Below are 18,994 nucleotides of genomic sequence, written 5' to 3'. Positions count from 1 at the left end.
CTATTTTAAGCCGTAATTTGCCAATATCAGGCAGTGCCACCAACAGTCAGGCTGTCGATTCTTAAAGTGGGCTGTCCAACCCCAACTGGCACACTTTGACCTTCTTTGCCACAAACCCCAACGCCGCCATCTAATTTGAGGTCATTACCGATCATGGAGACCTGTTTTAAGGACTCTGGTCCGCTACCGATGATAGTGGCGCCTTTCACGGGATATTGAATTTTTCCATTCTCTACCCAGTAGGCTTCTGAAGCTGAAAATACAAATTTACCGCTGGTGATATCTACTTGGCCACCGCCAAAATTGACTGCATATAGGCCTCGCTTAATGCTGGCCACAATTTCTTGGGGATCATCTTTGCCGGCCAACATGTAGGTATTCGTCATCCGCGGCATGGGCAAGGAAGCAAAACTTTCGCGGCGCCCATTACCTGTTAAAGGCATATTCATGAGTCGTGCATTGAGGCTATCCTGAATGTAAGCCTTCAAAATACCGTCTTCAATCAATGTAGTGCACTGCGTCGGAGTGCCTTCATCATCAATATTGAGAGAACCTCTACGCCCAGATAATGTTCCATCATCCACTACAGTGACGCCCTTGGCTGCGACGCGTTGACCAATGCGTCCTGCAAATGCAGAGGAGCCCTTACGATTAAAGTCACCCTCAAGACCGTGACCTACTGCTTCATGTAAGAGTACGCCCGGCCAGCCTGGACCCATAACGACTGTCATTGGGCCAGCTGGTGCAGGGCGCGATTCTAAATTGACTAGCGCCCCATCGACCGCCTCATCAACATAACGATTGATCAACTCAGTATTAAAGTAGAGGTAGTCATGGCGAGCGCCACCACCCGAAGAGCCAGATTCACGTCGGCCATTTTGTTCCGCAATGACATGAACAGAGACACGCACTAGCGGGCGAATATCGGCTGCAAGTAATCCATCCGCTCTTGCAACTAAGACGACATCAAATTCACCAGCAAGGCTAGCCATGACTTGAATGATGCGAGGGTCGCGAGCTTTGGCGCGACGCTCAATGCTTTCGAGCAAAGCAATTTTTTCTTTAGGTTGTAATGAATCAAGGGGATTTAGATCGGAATACAGCTTATTTGATAGGGGGTTGAATAACTTACTTGCCACCGCTTGTTTGCCACCCTCTGGGCCAATCACACGGGTCGCTTTTGCAGCTTTGCTTAAAGCCTCTAAATTGATTTCATCAGAATAGGCAAAAGCAGTTTTATCACCATAGATAGCGCGTACCCCAACACCTTGGTCAATGTTGAAGCTGCCAGACTTCACAATTCCTTCTTCAAGGCTCCAGCTTTCACTGCGAGTATGTTGAAAATAGAGGTCAGCATCGTCTAGCCGATGAGAAAACATGTTGCCAAAGGTGCGATGTAGATCTTGCTCTGATAAACCGGTTGGCTCAAGCAAGATAGATTTCGCTACTTTGATGAGGTCTGCCTGCTTTTTGGTTTTTGTCCAATTGGCTGGAAATAGTGCTTCTGGTGCATTCATGTGATTCGGCAGGTCTTTCTTTAAAGCTTGCGGTGCGCAAGAGCTGGTAACTGAGAGCGTACCTCGTTTAATTTTTCTTTGCTTAAAACCCCTGAGATAAAGCCTTCTCCCTCGGGCAGGTCGGCTAATACGGTGCCCCAGGGGTCAATCAGCATGCTGTGACCCCATGTGCGTCGTTGATTGAGATGAATACCGCCTTGTGCCGAAGCTAAAACATAGCATTGATTTTCAATGGCGCGAGCGCGCAAGAGAATCTCCCAGTGATCTTTACCGGTAGTGTAAGTAAAGGCTGCAGGAATGATATGGCAATCGACAGCACCCATTGCTCGATATAGTTCGGGAAATCGCAAGTCATAACAAATGCTCAGCCCAAAAGACCAATCTTGCTGATTGTGAGTGATTTTGAGAATCCCTGGCGCAATACCAGCTTCAATCGTTTCGGATTCTTGATAGCGCTCGGTTTTAGTTTGAAAACCAAATAAATGAATTTTGTCGTAGCGTCCGATATGTTGGCCTGTCGTATCAAATGCGAGCATCGTATTGAGTACCTTGCCTGGGTCTTTGGACTCCAGTGGGATTGTGCCTGCAACAAGATAAATTTGATTGTCTTTGGCAAAGCTGGCAAGCTGCTCTTGAATTGGACCGCTGCCAAAAGGCTCTCGAACACGTACTTTGTCAGTGTCTTTCAGGCCCATCATGCAAAAGTATTCCGGAAGTACGATGAGTTGTGCGCCATCTTGGGTAGCTGCGCTAATGAGTCTGCCCGCAGTATTGAGATTTTCTTGAAGATCTGGAGAGGAGACCATCTGAATAGATGCGATCTTCAGTGTCGTTGAGGTGCTCATAAGAATCTAATTGGAGGATTTAGTAGGATTGCCCAAATTATTTTGGGGTGGGGAGTTTGGGGTGGCATTGGAGTTCGGTTTGCTCTGCTCTTTCAGCAATTCTTTGCTGCGAATGGAATTGAGTGTTTTGGTGTCAATGGGTTGACCCTTTTGATCTAAGGGGATGACTTCAGGGTCATCCCAAGATCCTTGGACCAAGTAATCTGATTGCAGGCTACGGTTGATCTGGCTCGTGAGGAGATATTGCCCAACGAGAGCGCCTAAGCCAACAATGGGGTTGATTGCAAAAGCAGCCAGTGAGCCAGCTGTGGCATCAATCGTTGGAAAAATTGTGATCCGCAGATCTTGCGTTTGTTTTGGAATATTAATTTGACCGCTCATCGCCACACGAGCTTGGTCTAAATTCATATTGAATTGCTGAGTTTGTGCAACACCATTGCTGATGTCGAAGTTACTGTTAATCGAGTTAAAGGGTGTCCCCTTGGTCACAATGTTGCCAAGACTGCCTTGCAGGTCGAGCGTAGCAAAGCGGAATAAACTTTGCAGACTAAGTACGTCTAATATTTTGGCGCCGCTAGTATTTACTTCTAACAGTCGACCCTTTTCAAGACTAATGCCTACCTTGCCAGAAAGTGTTTCGAATTTCGGGCTGAAGGGTGAACCATCCCATTCCATATTTGCAGTAACTTTTCCTTGCCCACCTTCAATCGATTTTTGAGGGGTCCAGTGCGCAATAATTTGGCCAGCATCTTTTACGTTCATGTCGATACTGAGGGCGCTGTGGTTCATGGTATTTTTCGTGCCGCCATTCCATTGACCGTTGATAGTGCTCGAGCCCTGGGGATTGTTGGATTGGATAGAATCAATTTTTAGAGTGTTGTCACTTGTTTTGGTTTTGATTTTGACTTGACCAAGCTGGGCTTTCATCCAAGATAAGTCATCGATACTGATATCTAAACTGGGAATGGATTCAGGACTCAGTGCCTTTTTGACAGGAGCATTTGCTTTTGCAGGGGGCTGTGGAATTGACTCGGCGATTTTGAGCTTTGCAAAACGCCCACTAACAAGGCCGCTAGTATGAGTCTTGTCGGACTCATAGTACTGAATTTGTCCAGTAGCCTGTTGTGATCCAAGACGTATATCCCAAACATTCTTCTTATTGTTTGCAAGGATATTCACATCCTGCCAGAGATGTTCAAATAAGGTCAGTTTTTTAACTTGCGCTGTGACTTGAAAGCTTGAACTCATTTCTGCTTCTTGACTACGTGACCCCTTCTTACTCCCCAAGAAATCTTGCCAGGCATCAAGATTGAGTTCATTGCTAACGAGATTTAAGTTAAACCCTTGTTGAGGTAGATTCGGCGCTGCGCCAATTCCCAGGCTGTAACGCAATTCGTCATCACGACCCAGTGCTCCTTGAATGGAATAGAGATCGCCAATCTTTCCAGACCAGCTTAGTCGATTAGGATTTGTTTTGTCATTGGCGAAAGTTTTAACGTTGATATCGCCAGCCATGGAAGTACCCGCTAATTTCCGAGTAGGCGCTGGTAAATTCATGGACCAGTTCCGAAGATCAAAGTGAATATTAGAGTCACTACCTTGTTTATTAAAGCTGAGAGCGCCGTCATATTTAATTGAGCCATTCATGGCATTCAGTATTGAGCTAAGCTCTGAACGAGCAGATTTTGCAAAATATTCTTTTATAAAATTTGCTTGAATGTCGCCAGCAATTTTGAAGTTTTGCTTATTGCTACTTTGATCAGCGCTGCTAATTTTGATGGATCCACCCAAGAAATTAGCTGACACATCTTCAAATTCAGGATTGATTTCGGTGATACGAATACTGCCCTTGAGGTTTTCAAAAGGTGGAATACCAGCCCATTCCGCTTTATTGCCTGGTAGTGTTAATTTGAGATCAACATTAGTATCGGCAGAGTTAGAGAGTGGAACCTTGAGACCAAGACCTATATCTACTGGACCACTGACGCGGAGATTTTGTTCCATTTTGGCTTGTCTTTTGCCTACAGGAGAAGCATAAAAATACTCTAGCATCTGTTGCGCTTCACCGGTTGCTTTACCAGTGACTGAGAGTGTTAGTTGTTTTGCGCTGACATTGGGAATTTCTGCATGAAATGCATTCAAGGCAATTTGTTTGTAATTGGCTTTTGCAATGTCTACAGTTAGGTTTGAGTTTGTCATCGCGACACTACCATTCACATTCGTGAAGGTAGACCAAGTTCCTTGATTGTTTGGTAAAAGCGGAACTGGGCTAAATGCTGCGCCTGCAATCGGAAGCGTCAAGCTGAACTCACCCTGTTGCTTATCGGGAAAGGGCACTTGATTAGGATCCCCCTTGATATGCACTTGCCCATTTTGAATGACACCTGCATCAAATGCTTTGCTGAGATATGCCCTAGCGTCCTTACCCATGCCAAGCGGTAAATAGCGATAGGCAGTTTTTGCATTAGCTTTGACAAGCTCCATGTCCATGGTCATGAAGTCAGCCTCTTTCGGATTGCCGAGGATATAGTTCAGGCTCAGATTAGTTGTGAGTTCTGAATTGCTCAAAGTAAGCTTTTTAGTATTAACAACCCAATGCCCTTTTTGCTTTGACCAATTGATTTGTCCGCTGGCACGCTCCAAATGGATTTTGGGGTCTTCCAGAAAGTCATAAATCTCTAGACCAAGATCACTTGAATCTAAGGAAAAACTCCCCTCTTTTTGGTTGCCAGTAACAAAGCCGGATAAATTGGAAACAGATGGTATCGATTTATTGATACCAGTAAAACTGAGTTTGATGAGTTTGGCGCTCACGGTGAAGTCTAATTTATTAGATTTAAACCAGCCACCAGGAATATTGAGGGCAGATAAAGGGGACTTACTTTCTGACCAACGAATATTTAGGTCTTCCAAATCTCCTTCAGCCTGAGAAGTCTTAATCCATTGATGAACTTTTTTAGAGAGCGGTAAATTGAGTGCAAATAATGCGACATCTTCGACTGAAATCTTTGGCGATGAAAATTCAAATTCTTTAATTTCCCCATCCGCACCTGGAGGCCGCCAGCGAAACGTCATCGGACTCAGATTTTCCAAGGGTGCAGATTTTGGGCTATCCATATCGCGCCAAGTGAATGTTTTGGTCGAGATGGCGATTAAGCCATCATTGGTTTCTTGTAGAAGATTGGCTTCGAGTCTTCCTAGTGCAATAGCATCTTCGCTTTTTGAAGATTGCACCACTAGGTCATCAACCGCGACAAAAAATTCACCACCATCAGGTTGGGCGTTATCAATCTTGAGACTTCCTTTTGAGCTCAGCACCCCTTCTAAGGTATGGAGGCCGAGTTTGAACTCTTGTGATATCTGCTTCAGATTTAGGTCAGTAAGATTCCAAGTGATTGTGCCAATCCAGTCGTGCCAATTTCCTGCTTGCCCACCTAGATGGTGAACGAAGTCGACTTTGACTTCTGTTGGCCCCTTGGTCCACTGGGTAGTTGTGGTGATGGAGCCCTCGTGTCTACGAATACCGTTCTGAAGCGATAGGTTTAAGACTTCAATAGAGGTTTGTGATTTTTTGTTGAGCTGATCATCCCAAAAGAGTTTGACTTTGCTAACTTCAATAGTGTCTTGTGAAAATAACCAATTCTCTGCAGAGTAATCGCTGGTGCCACCATCAATCGAAATTCCAGCAATCGTGATTACACCCTTGGAGTTTCTTTGCGCATAAATTTCTGCGCTTTCAAAATGAATTTCATGAAAATAGGGCGCTAAGTGATAAAAAGATTTCCAGCTCAGTTCACCATAAATCTTTTCGATCATCAATAATGATTTTGAATGATCGGGGCTGCTGAAGCGCAGGCCATCCATCTCAAAGGAAGGTCTGATCCCCGTCCAAGAAACTCGGAGATCATCGATCGAGACATTGACACCGACGCGACTACTAATGAGCTTTTCAACTGAAGCCTTGGATTTTTCAATTTGAGGCCAAAGCACATAGCGTACACCAAGATGGCCGAGTAGAAAAAGCGCCATCACAAAACCTAGCAGAATCAGGGCGCGCTTACGCCACTCGCCACCTAAACCTGGAGGACGTTTTGTTAATACGCTCTTGAGTCGAGGCGGAATGATGTTTTGCAGCATGGCCTCTATTATCCGTCAGGCTCTGCTAGACCGCCAAGCACCGGGAGCTTGAATTTTGGTCGGTATTAAGATGGGGGTATGGATGATATTTCTAGGCAAACTGCGTTTTTAGAGCAGCACTCCAATTACGCGCGACGTTGGCTCCATGCCAAGCCTGAGTGGCTTGAGTGGCTAAAAGCCCATGGATACCAAAAAATTGATTTGCCTGGGATTCAAGGTCTACTTGAGACCTGTAAGGTCGATAGTCTGAGTAGCGAGCATGATGAGGCGCGATGGATGGCTAATTTGCGCTTGGCTCGTCAACGCCTCATGCTATGGGTGGCCTTTCGTGATCTGAATGGCATGGCTGATTTAGAGGAGGTCACGCATAGCCTCAGCCATTTTGCCCAACTAGCGATTGCTGATTCCATTGCATTTCTGCGCAGAGATTTGCAAGATCGCTTTGGACTGCCCTGGAGTCTTTCAACCAATAGTGAAATGCCCTTGATGGTGGTGGGTATGGGTAAATTGGGTGGGTATGAGCTCAACCTGTCATCGGATATTGATCTGATCTTTTTGTATGAGCATGAGGGCGAGACGCAAGGTGGTCCCAAAAGCTTATCCCATCAAGAGTGGTTCACCCGTTTGGGGAGAAGCCTCATGAGGGTCTTATCTGAGGTGGACGCGAATGGTTTTGTATTTCGTGTCGATATGCGCTTACGACCTAATGGGGACTCTGGTTCTTTGGTATGCAGTCTCGATATGTTGGAAGAATATTTACTAGTACAGGGCAGGGAGTGGGAGCGTTACGCCTGGATTAAAGGTAGGCTTATTGCGCCCTTGCCCGACTCACATGATTTTGCCCATTGTGAAAAAGCCCTCGAGCAACTGATTCGACCCTTCGTGTATCGCCGGCATTTGGACTATGGCGTGATTGCCTCCATTCGAGATCTACATGCACAAATACAGCAAGAGGCAGAGAAGCGATCTACTGGACATCAAGGTCGATCACACGACATTAAGTTAGGTCGCGGCGGTATTCGGGAAATTGAGTTTTTGGCGCAAATGTTTCAACTGATGCGGGGTGGTACTGATCCTCGTTTTAGAGTGCGTCCCACATTACAAGTGCTGACTCTTATCAAGCAGCGCGGCATATTGCCAGCACAAGAGATTGATGAGCTACAAGATGCCTATATTTTTCTGAGACGCCTTGAGCATCGCATTCAGGTTTGGGATGATCAGCAAACCCATTATTTATCAGATGATGCGCTTGTGCATGCTCGTTTGGCTGATACTATGGGCTTCTCAGACGAGTCAAGTTTTTTGACGGAGTTAGAGCGTCATCAAAATAATGTAGCGCGTCTATTTGAAAAAGCCTTTGTATTAGATGATGAAAATCGTCTGGATCTCGCACCCTTAAGTCATGACTGGGAGTTAGATGCAGCCTGTTTTCCTAAGTCCTTGCTCCATTGGCAATCATGGATTGCAAGCCCCAAGGTAAAGCAGCTACCAGATAAAAGTCGCTTGATTTTTGATAACTTAATTCGTAGTGCTGCAGAAATTTTGATGGCTGAAGATAGTAAGTTAGCGACTGCAGATCAAACTTTATTGCGCTTCTTCGATTTACTCGAAGCCATTGTGAGGCGTAGCGCTTATTTATCTATCCTGGCCGAATATCCAAAGGCGCTGTTGAATATCTTAGCTTTGCTCCAAGCATCTCAGTGGGGCGCGCAGTACCTCACCCAGCATCCACACTTATTAGATTATTTGCTGAACTCTCGTACTGAAAGGTCGCTGATTGAGCATCCAGAAGACTATTGGCATGAAGTAAAGATGAATTTAAATATTCGTCTAGACGATGTCATGGCTGATGGCGATGGTTCAGAGCAGGCAATGGATATTTTGCGCGTGACCCATCACACCGAAACCTTCATTACCTTACTAGCAGATTTGGGAGTAGGGGTGGACCACGCTCTTCCTGTAGAAAAGGTTAGCGATCATTTATCTGCTTTAGCGGATTTGATTTTGCAAGCTACCCTTGAACGCGTTTGGCCTACCGTAGCGAAAAAGTATGGCTTACCCGCTGATAAAGCCCCCGCTTTTGCTGTGATTGCATATGGTAAGTTGGGCGGTAAAGAATTGGGCTATGCCTCTGATCTAGATTTGGTCTTCTTATATCAGTCGAGTGAAAACGATTATGCCGCCCAAGAAATTTATGCGCTTTTAGCTAAACGTATGATTAATTGGTTGACGACCTTTACTGCGACCGGAAGCTTATTTGAAATTGATACTCGCCTTCGTCCCAATGGGTCAGCTGGTTTTTTGGTGACCAATACGGAAGCGTTTAAAAAATATCAGATGCGTGAAGGTGACAACGCCGCCTGGGTATGGGAGCATCAGGCTTTAACTCGTGCTCGCTTTGCTGCTGGTAATGCTTCAGTTGGTATTGAGTTTGATGCAGTTCGTTCAGAAGTCTTGAGTCAGAAGCGCAATGTAGATCATTTGCGTGCTGAGATTTTGGCTATGCGTCGCAAGGTGCATGAGGGGCATCCCAATGGAACTGGGAATTTTGATTTAAAGCACGATGCTGGTGGCATGGTAGATATTGAGTTTATGGTGCAGTTCTTAGTCTTAGCCTATGCAAATCTATATCCCCAGCTGATAGGCAATCTTGGCAATATTGCTTTACTGCGAATTGCTGGTGAAGTGGGCCTAATCGAGGGCGTTAGTGCTGAACAGGTTGGTGACGCTTATCGTTTATTAAGAGCGCGTCAACACCGTTTACGTTTAGACGGTGCAGAAAAAACTCGTATTCTGTTGGAGAGTGAGCCTGAGCTCTTGAATGCTAGGGATTGTGTCTTACAACTGTGGCAAGAAATTTTTAAAGCGCCTTCCAGCGTTTAAATCAATTTAATCTTGCTCAAGTAGTTCGCGTGCGTGGCGACGGGTGGTATCGGTAATGGTAGCGCCACCTAGCATTCTGGCAACTTCCTCTACTCGTTCTGTTCTTCCAAGCGATTGAACTTGTGACACAGTCTTGTCGCCACTTTGAGATTTACTGACTTTAAGGTGATGATTGCCTTGGGCGGCTACCTGCGGGAGATGGGTAACGCACAGAATTTGGTGGGACTGACCCAACTGATGAAGAAGTTTGCCAACAGTTTCTGCAACAGCCCCCCCAATACCAGCATCGACCTCATCAAATATCAAGGTAGGGGTGAATGAAGCTTTGCTGGTGATCACGCTAATGGCCAGACTAATGCGAGCCAGTTCTCCACCCGATGCTACTTTGGCTAATGAGCGAGGAGTGCTGCCAACATGGCCTGCCACCAAAAACTCGATTTGCTCGAGACCATGCGAGCCACCTTCTTGAAGTGGCGATAGGGCAATCTCCAAACGTCCGCCGGCCATCGATAAATTTTGCATAGCATCTGTCACTAACTGACCTAGGTCTGTAGCTGCCTTACTGCGTTTTTGGGAGAGTTGCTTTGCTAGCTTGAGATAGGCCGCCTCTTCTTGCTTTACTTTTTCTCGGAGGGCATCCATATTTTGTGAGGCAGTCAGTGCCTCCAAGCGTTCGGTGGTTTCCAAAAGCAGTGTTGGTAATGCCTCTACTTCAGTGCGATATTTTTTAGAAGTACTGTGCAGGGCCTGCATACGTTCTTCGACTTGTTCAAGGCGAGCGGGATCTAAATCAATTTTTTGGAGATAGCGATTTAATCCATGAATCGCCTCATCTAGCTGAATTTGCGCACTCTCCAAGGATTCGCTAATGCCACTTAAGGCTTGGTCGTGTTCGGCTAAGGCGCTGATATTACCGCAGACCTTAGATAGAGAAGACTCTAGAGAGTTATCCGCGTCACTCAATATGTCTATAGCTTCTTGGCAGCCGCCAATTAGCTTGGCGCCGTTAGCCAATCTAGCATGCTCGCTTTGAATGTTGATCCACTCACCTTCTTGTGGAGCGAGCTCGGTGAGTTCTTCTAATTGCCATTGCAATCTTTCACGTTCCCGCTCAACATCCTGACCAGCATTTTCTGCTTGTTCTAAACGACGACGAGAATCGTTCTGTGTTTTAAAGGCTTGTGCCACTTCTGTGGCTAGTGGCAGTAATCCAGCATGACGGTCCAAGAGCTCACGTTGGGCGCCGCCCTTTAAAAGAAGTTGATGCGCGTGCTGCCCATGAATGTCGACCAACTGATCGCCTGCTTCACGCAACTGAGTTAGCGTGGCAACACTTCCATTAATAAAAGCGCGACTGCGTCCGTTACTCTCAATAGTTCTTTTGAGCAATAGACTCTGACCATTATCTTCAAGTGGGAAGCCTTGAGCATCTAACCATTGACCAAAGGATTGAATAAGTTCTGCGTCAATGCGAAAGAGGGCAGAAATCTCTGCACGATTGCTACCTTCACGAATTTGACTGCTATCTGCGCGTTCACCCAGGACAAGGCTTAAGGCATCTAGCAAAATAGATTTACCAGCCCCAGTTTCACCAGTGAGCACCGTGAAGCCACTAGCGAAGTCGAGTTCAAGCTGATCAACAATGACAAAGTCACGAAGGGAGATAGTTTGAAGCATGTATTAGCGTAGCAATAAACTCGACATCAGAAAGTCGATGGGTATTCATTCCAGTGCAATTTCTCACGCAAAGTTTTGTAGTCGCTGTGATTGCTGGGGTGTAATAGATCGATTGTTTTGTCGGATTGGCGCACCTCAACCTTATCGCCACTTTGCAAATTTGTTTGTGATTGCATATCAAAATTGACGATCACCTCAAGTCCGTTGACTACCTCAATCACCGTCATGCTATCTTGTGGCAAAACAATGGGTCGATTGGAAAGTGAGTGTGGCGCAATTGGTACGAGCAATATGCCTGCTACATGTGGATGCAAAATCGGGCCACCAGCAGAAAGTGCATAGGCAGTTGAACCAGTCGGGGTAGAGACAATCAAACCATCAGAGCGTTGGTTGTACATGAAGGAGCCATTGACATGAACAGCAAGCTCTACCATCCCAGAAATGCCGGAGCGATTCACAACAACATCGTTAAGCGCTAAGCCCTGGTTGATTTTCTTGCCGTCACGCAGAACAACAGCATGCAGGAGAGTTCTGGTATCCGCTTCATAGTTGCCCGCAATAATTTTGGGCAAAGTAGTTTGTACAGACTGAATCGGGATATCAGTCATGTAGCCAAGGCGACCCATATTGATACCCACGAGGGGAACATGGCTGCCTGCTAATTGGCGAGCAATGCCCAGCATGGTGCCATCACCACCCAAAACCACGACTAGGTCAATTGCCCCAGCAAAGTCTTGTGCGGTTTTAGTCGGATAGTCACTCAAACCGAGGTGAGTGGCTGTATCGGCCTCAATAAAGACCTCACAGCCCAAGCCTGAGACCAATTTAGCCAGGTCTCGCAGGTGATCTTCAATGCCGTCCGCTTGAAATTTGCCGACGAGTGCCACCCGGCTAAATGCCTTCTTGGAGGAATTGGGGGATGGGCTTAACATATAACGATTAAACCATAGGCATAAAATCCCTTCCACCATGGACGAACGTTCCCGCGCCTTACTTAAAACCCTCATCGAGCGCTATATCGAGGAGGGTCAGCCTATTGGCTCGCGTACGCTTTCAAGGTTTTCGGGTTTAGACCTCTCTGCTGCCACCATCCGCAATGTCATGGCTGATCTAGAGGATATGGGCTTGGTGACTAGCCCTCACACCTCTGCCGGCCGAATACCCACACCACGGGGTTACCGCTTGTTTGTGGACACCATGGTGACGGTTCGTCCTCTCGAAGAGATCGCCGCCCGTGAGGTTGAAAAAGGGCTTTTGCCAGACTCCCCGCAAAGGGTTTTGAATTCAGCCGCCCAGATTCTGTCTAATCTCACCCATTTTGCTGGTGTGGTGATGACGCCTAAGCGTGCCCAAGTTTTTAAACATATTGAATTTCTTCGTTTGGGTGAAGGCAAGATTTTGCTCATCATGGTGACTCCCGAGGGTGATGTACAAAATCGTATCTTGCCAACAAATCAAGACTACACACCAAGTCAATTGATTGAGGCGGGAAATTACATTAATACACAATTTACTGGCAAAAGTTTTGAGCAAGTGCGCCAACATTTGAAATCTGACCTCGATACTTTGCGTGCTGATATTTCTGGTTTGATGGCCTTGGCCTTGCAAAGTGGCGTTGCGGATTACGATATGAGTCGCGGTGAGATGGTGCTCTCTGGTGAGCGTCGCTTACTGAATGTAGGAGACTTAAGTTCTAACCTTGATAAATTGCGCAAGATGTTTGATATGTTGGAGCAAAAATCGGTCTTGATGCAGTTGCTAGACGTATCGAGCCATGCCGACGGTATTCAGATTTTCATAGGTGGCGAGAGTGATCTTTTGCCATATGAGGACCTAGCGGTCATCAGCGCTCCGTATAGCGTTGATGGTCAGATCGTGGGCACCTTAGGCGTCATTGGACCAACCCGTATGGCTTATGACCGAGTGATTCCGATTGTGGATATCACCTCTAAGTTATTATCAGGCGCCTTGAGCTCTTGAGTATGCATTGATGCTGAAAATTATTTACTAGAGAAATTACTTTGAATCAAAATCCCCACTTACGCGCTTCTAAAACAGCCGTGCTCTTATTGAATTTGGGTACGCCAGCTGCGCCAACAGCAAAAGCGGTGAGATCGTATTTGAAAGAATTTCTTTCGGATCCCCGCGTCGTAGAAATTCCACGCTTTATTTGGTGGTTTATTTTGAATGGCATTATTTTGCCAATTCGCAGTAGTGCCTCTGCAAAAAAATATGCATCTATTTGGTTGCCACAATTAGGTTCGCCACTCATGCATTACTCGCGCTTGCAAGCGAAAGAGCTGGGGGAGAAGTTTGCGAATGAGGGCCATACTGTTTTGGTTGATTTGGCGATGCGTTATGGCAAGCCCTCTGCCCAAGAGGTCCTAGAGAGCCTGAAGGCTCAAGGGATGGAGCGTTTACTGTTATTGCCCCTGTACCCACAATATTCAGCTACCACTACCGCCTCAAGTTTTGATGAAGTATTCCGTGTTCTGAGTACTTGGCGTGATCAGCCGGAGCTGCGTTTGGTAAAGCACTATCACGACAACCCTGCGTACATTGCAGCACTGCGTGATCAAGTTATCAGTCATTGGGATCAAGATGGACGGCCTGATTTTACAAAGGGCGATCGTTTTGTGATGTCATTCCATGGCCTGCCTAAGCGCAATTTAATGCAGGGCGATCCCTATCACTGCGAATGTTTGAAGACTGGACGATTGCTTGGGGAGTCTTTGGGTTTAGAGCCAGGTCAATACATCGTTACCTTTCAGTCCCGTTTCGGAAAAGCGGAATGGTTAAAGCCTTACACGGCGCTAACGATCGAAAACTTGGCTAAAGATGGTTGCCAGCGAGTAGATATTTTTTGTCCCGGCTTTCCGGCAGATTGTCTTGAGACCCTAGAAGAGATTGCGATGGAAGCAAGAGAATCTTTCTTAGAGCATGGCGGCAAAGACTATCGCTATATTCCCTGCTTAAACAATAACCCTAAGTGGATCGAGGCGCTGCGTGATATTGCCTATCAACACTTACTAGGGTGGTCTTTGGGGACTGAGTCTGAAGCTGAATTAGCTAAGCGGAACGAAAGAGCAACGCTAGCCGAAAAATCTAAGTCTTGAAAAAAAGCGAATTGTCCCAATATGAAAAAGCACTAGCCACTTTGATAGAAAAGTAAAATAGCGTCTATGACACAAGAAAATCAAAATCCTTCACCCGAGCAGGACAATCCTGCAACTGAGCCAGCGACGGATGCAGCAGCAGAAACGCCGGCTATCAAAACGCCTGAGCAAGAAATTGCTGAACTCCATCAGCAGGTGTCTGATTTGCAAGACAACTTTTTGCGTGCCAAGGCTGAAGGTGAAAATATTCGTCGCCGTGCTGTTGAGGACGTTGCCAAGGCTCACAAATTTGCGATTGAGAGTTTTGCTGAGCACTTAGTTCCAGTGACTGATAGTCTCTATGCGGCCTTGAGTACGGATGCGGGTGATGCGAAGGCTTTTAAAGAAGGTTTAGAAATTACCTTGAAGCAGCTTTTATCCGCTTTTGAAAAGGGGCGCATGACTGAAATCAATCCTGCGGTGGGCGATAAATTTGATCCACACCACCATCAAGCGATTGCTTCAGTGCCTTCTGAGCAGGAAGCTAATAACGTAGTTTCGGTGCTTCAGCGTGGCTATACCGTGGCCGATCGAGTCCTCAGACCTGCTTTAGTGACGGTCAGCGCCCCGAAATAGCCGCATCAATAAGGGCTAAAACCTCAAAAAAGGGATAAAAAAGGCAGATTTCTGCCTTTTTTGCTATTTCACCCCTTGAATTCGCATTTTTAGACCCCATTTATTGAGTATTGGAATATTCGCGGCGGTTCAGATGAGTCGCCTAAAACAGCCTAGAAGTACAACAAAGTAACTTAATTTTTTGGAGCAATTATGGGAAAGATTATCGGTATTGACTTGGGAACCACGAATTCGTGCGTTTCGGTCGTTGAAAACAATGCACCTAAAGTGGTCGAGAACGCAGAAGGCGCTCGCACAACTCCATCCATCATTGCCTATGTTGAAGATGGCGAAGTATTGGTTGGTGCGCCAGCTAAACGTCAATCAGTGACGAATCCTAAGAACACCATCTACGCAGTGAAGCGTTTAATGGGTCGTAAATTTACAGATCCTGAAGTGCAAAAAGATATCGGCTTGATGCCTTATTCAATTATTGCTGCTGATAACGGTGATGCTTGGGTTGAGGCGCGCGACAAGAAAATGGCACCACAGCAAGTTTCCGCTGAAATCTTACGCAAGATGAAAAAGACTGCCGAAGACTATCTCGGCGAAGAAGTGACCGAGGCGGTCATTACTGTCCCTGCTTACTTTAACGACAGCCAACGTCAAGCAACTAAAGACGCTGGTCGTATTGCTGGCTTGGATGTAAAGCGCATCATCAATGAACCAACTGCTGCTGCATTGGCATTTGGTTTAGACAAACAAGACAAAGTGGATCGTAAGATCGCTGTGTATGACTTGGGTGGCGGTACATTCGACGTATCCATCATTGAGATTGCTAACGTGGATGGTGAGAAGCAGTTTGAAGTGCTCTCTACTAATGGCGATACTTTCTTGGGTGGTGAAGACTTCGATCAGCGCATCATTGACTGGATCATTGCTGAGTTCAAGAAAGAACAGGGCGTGGATTTGAGCAAAGATGTTTTGGCATTGCAACGTTTGAAAGATGCTGCAGAAAAAGCCAAGATCGAATTGTCATCTGCGCAGCAAACGGAAATCAATTTGCCATATGTGACGGCTGATGCTAGTGGTCCTAAGCATTTGAACTTGAAGTTGACTCGTGCCAAGTTAGAGTCTTTGGTTGAAGAGCTTATTAAGCGCACAGCTGGCCCATGCTTAACTGCCATTAAAGATGCTGGCGTAAACGTAGCAGATATTGACGATGTCATTTTGGTCGGCGGTCAGACTCGTATGCCTGCTGTTCAGGACAAAGTAAAAGAAATCTTTGGCAAAGAGCCACGCAAAGACGTTAATCCAGATGAAGCGGTGGCAGTAGGTGCTGCAATTCAAGGTTCCGTATTGTCTGGCGATCGTAAAGACGTATTGCTCTTGGACGTTACCCCATTGTCCTTGGGCATCGAGACTCTTGGCGGCGTCATGACTAAGATGATTCCAAAGAACACGACGATTCCTACCAAGCATTCACAGGTCTACTCGACTGCCGAAGATAATCAGCCTGCAGTAACGATTAAGTGCTTCCAGGGTGAGCGTGAGATGGCTGCGGCTAATAAGTTGCTTGGTGAATTTAATCTTGAAGGCATCGCGCCTGCGCAACGCGGTATGCCACAAATTGAAGTGACTTTTGATATTGATGCTAACGGTATTTTGCACGTCACTGCAAAAGACAAAACCACTGGTAAAGAGAACAAGATCACCATCAAGGCAAACTCTGGTTTGACTGAAGAAGAAATTCAACGCATGGTGAAAGATGCTGAAGCCAATGCTGCTGAAGATAAGAAAGCATTAGAGCTAGTCACTGCTCGTAACACTGCAGATGCCTTGGCTCACTCTACTAAGAAGGCTTTAGAAGAGCATGGTGCTAGCTTAGAGGCTGCTGAAAAAGAAGCGATTGAAGCAGCTTTGAAAGAGTTGGATGAAGCGATCAAAGGCAGCGATAAAGAAGCGATTGAAGCCAAGACCGAAGCGTTGGGTAAAGCAAGTCAGAAACTGGGCGAAAAAGTCATGGCTGCTGAGCAAGCGAAGGCTGGCGCTGCAGCTGGTGCAGCCCCTGGCGGCGAAGCTAAAGCTGCTCCAGACGCAGATGTTGTTGATGCTGACTTTAAAGAAGTTCATGATAAGAAGTAAGCGAATGCTAGACATTCAATTACATACTCATTAACGTAGTTTTGCAGTGCTTAAATAACAAGTCGGCCCCGTGCCGACTTGTGTCATTCAGGTTGTAGAGAGGAATAGGCCGTGCCTAAAAGTAAACGCGATTTTTATGAAGTGCTTGGTGTAGCAAAAGGTGCTAGCGATGAAGAGCTCAAAAAAGCCTATCGCAAAATGGCAATGAAGTATCACCCTGATCGCAACCCCGATAGCAAAACGGCTGAAGCCCAATTTAAAGAAGTAAAGGAGGCGTACGAAACGCTGACCGATCCCAACAAGCGCGCTGCATACGATCAGTACGGCCATGCTGGTGTAGATCCATCTATGGGTGGAGGGGGTTTTGGGGGTGGCGGTTTTGCTGGCGGTGGCTTCGCAGATGCTTTTGGAGATATTTTTGGAGATATCTTTGGTCAAGGTGGCGGTCGTCAGGCTGGTCCACAGGTCTACAAAGGTGCTGACTTACGCTACATCATGGACATTAGTCTTGAGCAAGCTGCTGAGGGGCATACCACCCAGATTCGGGTGCCTAGTTGGAGTAACTGCAAACCATGTCACGGCACTGGTGCTGAGCCTGGCTCCAAAGCGGAGAAGTGTTCTACCTGTGATGGTCATGGTCAAGTCCGTGTGCAGCAAGGTTTCTTCTCGATGCAGCAAACCTGTCCAAAGTGTCGCGGCACTGGCGAATATATTCCGAAGCCCTGCAAGACTTGTCATGGCACAGGCAAACACAAAGAACAAAAAACACTTGAAATAAAAATCCCCGCGGGTATTGATGATGGTATGCGTGTTCGTTCGGTTGGTAATGGGGAGCCTGGCATTAATGGCGGCCCCTCTGGAGATCTCTATGTAGAAGTGCGGGTGAAGCCACATCCAGTATTTGAACGTGACGGTAGCGACTTGCATGTGCAGATGCCAATCTCTTTTGCGATAGCAACTATTGGCGGCGAGATTGAAGTGCCAACCTTATCAGGTCGCGTCGAATTTCCGATTCCTGAAGGTACGCAGACCGGTAAAACATTCCGTTTACGGAACAAAGGTATAAAAGGGCTGCGTTCAGCACTGGTTGGCGATCTGTTCGTGCATGTCTTGGTAGAGACGCCAGTGAAGTTGACTGATGAGCAAAAGAAATTACTGCAACAGTTTGACGACAGTCTAAAATCTGCCGGGGATAAACATAGCCCGCAGCAAAAAGGCTGGTTTGATGGTGTTAAGAGTTTCTTTAGTTAATTAGCCAGCAAAGCTATGCTCGGGTCCGGGAAATTTTCCGGACTTCACTTCCCGTACATAGGCTTTAATAGCAGCTTCGATCGAATGCTGGCCTTCCATAAAGTTCTTCACGAACTTAGGAGGCTTGCCTGGGCTGATGCCCAGCATATCTTGCAATACCAATACTTGACCTGAGCAATTAAGACCGGCACCAATGCCAATCGTCGGGATATGTAGTTCGGCTGTAATCTTTTCACCCAGTGATGAAGGAATGGCTTCTAGTACGACCATTTGAGCACCGGCTTCTTGGCACGCAATGGCTTGTTCCAACATGAGGGTTGCGGCATCTTTTGATTTGCCTTGCACCTTATAGCCGCCCAAGACATGAACCGATTGAGGCAGTAATCCGAGGTGGGCGCAAACAGGAACGCTACGCTCAACTAGGTATTGAATGATCTCTACTTGCCAATCTCCGCCTTCCAGCTTGACCATATCAGCACCGGCGCGCATGAGATCTGCTGCAGCATCTAAAGCCTGCACTGGATCGCCATAGCTAGCAAATGGTAAATCAGCAATTAAAAATGCATGGGTATTGGCACGCGCCACACACTCAGTGTGATAAGCCATTTGCTTAACAGTGACGGGTGTAGTGCTAGAGTGACCTTGAATCACATTACCCAAAGAGTCGCCAATCAAGATGACTTCAACCCCGCAGCGATTCAGCAATGCAGACATCGTTGCATCATATGCAGTCAGCATCGTGATTTTTTCTTGCTCGGCATGCATTGCCAAGAGCTTAGTAATGGAGATTGGCTTGTCGCCCTGTAAGTAACCCATGGCGAGAGTTTAA

The 18,994-nt window shown here is 46.5% G+C and carries 12 protein-coding genes; 6 read left to right on the top strand and 6 right to left on the bottom strand.

Features of this window, described 5'->3' with window-relative positions; translation table 11 throughout:
* Window positions 1-26: 26 nt before the first annotated feature.
* The 3 genes from tldD to ICN35_RS04640 are packed head-to-tail and all read right to left on the bottom strand — an operon-like array spanning window position 27 to window position 6,499.
* Window positions 27-1,517 (bottom strand): metalloprotease TldD, encoded by a 1,491-nt coding sequence (tldD, locus tag ICN35_RS04650; RefSeq protein ID WP_251372043.1) that lies wholly within the window; start codon window positions 1,515-1,517, stop codon window positions 27-29.
* 20 nt (window positions 1,518-1,537) lie between these two features.
* Window positions 1,538-2,362: a carbon-nitrogen hydrolase family protein gene (locus tag ICN35_RS04645; protein WP_216124682.1), complete on the bottom strand. Its 825-nt coding sequence runs from the start codon at window positions 2,360-2,362 to the stop codon at window positions 1,538-1,540.
* A gap of 6 nt (window positions 2,363-2,368) precedes the next feature.
* Complete coding sequence (locus tag ICN35_RS04640) at window positions 2,369-6,499, bottom strand: YhdP family protein (RefSeq protein WP_216124680.1); 4,131 nt, start codon at window positions 6,497-6,499, stop codon at window positions 2,369-2,371.
* 78 nt (window positions 6,500-6,577) lie between these two features.
* On the opposite strand from ICN35_RS04640, the gene glnE reads away from it, so the two are divergent.
* Complete coding sequence (gene glnE, locus ICN35_RS04635) at window positions 6,578-9,382, top strand: bifunctional [glutamate--ammonia ligase]-adenylyl-L-tyrosine phosphorylase/[glutamate--ammonia-ligase] adenylyltransferase (RefSeq protein ID WP_216124678.1); 2,805 nt, start codon at window positions 6,578-6,580, stop codon at window positions 9,380-9,382.
* A 6-nt stretch (window positions 9,383-9,388) separates the two neighbouring features.
* On the opposite strand, the gene recN is transcribed toward glnE, so the two are convergent.
* Window positions 9,389-11,059, bottom strand: coding sequence for a DNA repair protein RecN (gene recN / locus ICN35_RS04630; RefSeq protein ID WP_216124676.1), 1,671 nt, complete (start codon window positions 11,057-11,059; stop codon window positions 9,389-9,391).
* Window positions 11,060-11,085: 26 nt separating this feature from the next.
* Window positions 11,086-11,991, bottom strand: a complete 906-nt coding sequence (locus ICN35_RS04625) for an NAD kinase (RefSeq protein WP_216124675.1) — start codon at window positions 11,989-11,991, stop codon at window positions 11,086-11,088.
* Between the two features lie 37 nt (window positions 11,992-12,028).
* Here ICN35_RS04625 and hrcA point away from each other — a divergent pair, with 37 nt between their 5' ends.
* From hrcA to dnaJ, 5 genes are all read left to right on the top strand, one after another.
* Window positions 12,029-13,039 carry a heat-inducible transcriptional repressor HrcA gene (hrcA, locus tag ICN35_RS04620; protein ID WP_216124673.1) on the top strand — a complete coding sequence of 337 codons (1,011 nt, stop codon included), beginning with the start codon at window positions 12,029-12,031 and terminating at the stop codon, window positions 13,037-13,039.
* A 35-nt stretch (window positions 13,040-13,074) separates the two neighbouring features.
* Window positions 13,075-14,175, top strand: coding sequence for a ferrochelatase (gene hemH, locus ICN35_RS04615; protein WP_370625660.1), 1,101 nt, complete (start codon window positions 13,075-13,077; stop codon window positions 14,173-14,175).
* A 66-nt stretch (window positions 14,176-14,241) separates the two neighbouring features.
* Complete coding sequence (gene grpE / locus ICN35_RS04610; protein ID WP_216124671.1) at window positions 14,242-14,790, top strand: nucleotide exchange factor GrpE; 549 nt, start codon at window positions 14,242-14,244, stop codon at window positions 14,788-14,790.
* 192 nt (window positions 14,791-14,982) lie between these two features.
* Window positions 14,983-16,914 carry a molecular chaperone DnaK gene (gene dnaK, locus ICN35_RS04605; protein ID WP_215295751.1) on the top strand — a complete coding sequence of 644 codons (1,932 nt, stop codon included), beginning with the start codon at window positions 14,983-14,985 and terminating at the stop codon, window positions 16,912-16,914.
* A gap of 111 nt (window positions 16,915-17,025) precedes the next feature.
* The gene (gene dnaJ / locus ICN35_RS04600; RefSeq protein ID WP_216124670.1) at window positions 17,026-18,165 is read left to right on the top strand and encodes a molecular chaperone DnaJ; all 1,140 of its coding nucleotides are present in this window, start codon (window positions 17,026-17,028) and stop codon (window positions 18,163-18,165) included.
* On the opposite strand, the gene panB is transcribed toward dnaJ, so the two are convergent.
* Window positions 18,166-18,981, bottom strand: coding sequence for a 3-methyl-2-oxobutanoate hydroxymethyltransferase (gene panB, locus ICN35_RS04595; protein ID WP_216124669.1), 816 nt, complete (start codon window positions 18,979-18,981; stop codon window positions 18,166-18,168).
* Between the last annotated feature and the right edge of the window lie 13 nt (window positions 18,982-18,994).

The sequence above is a fragment of the Polynucleobacter sp. es-GGE-1 genome, from assembly GCF_018882005.1.
In the GTDB taxonomy this organism is placed as follows: Bacteria; Pseudomonadota; Gammaproteobacteria; order Burkholderiales; family Burkholderiaceae; genus Polynucleobacter.
This window is presented reverse-complemented; position numbering and strand designations above follow the sequence as displayed.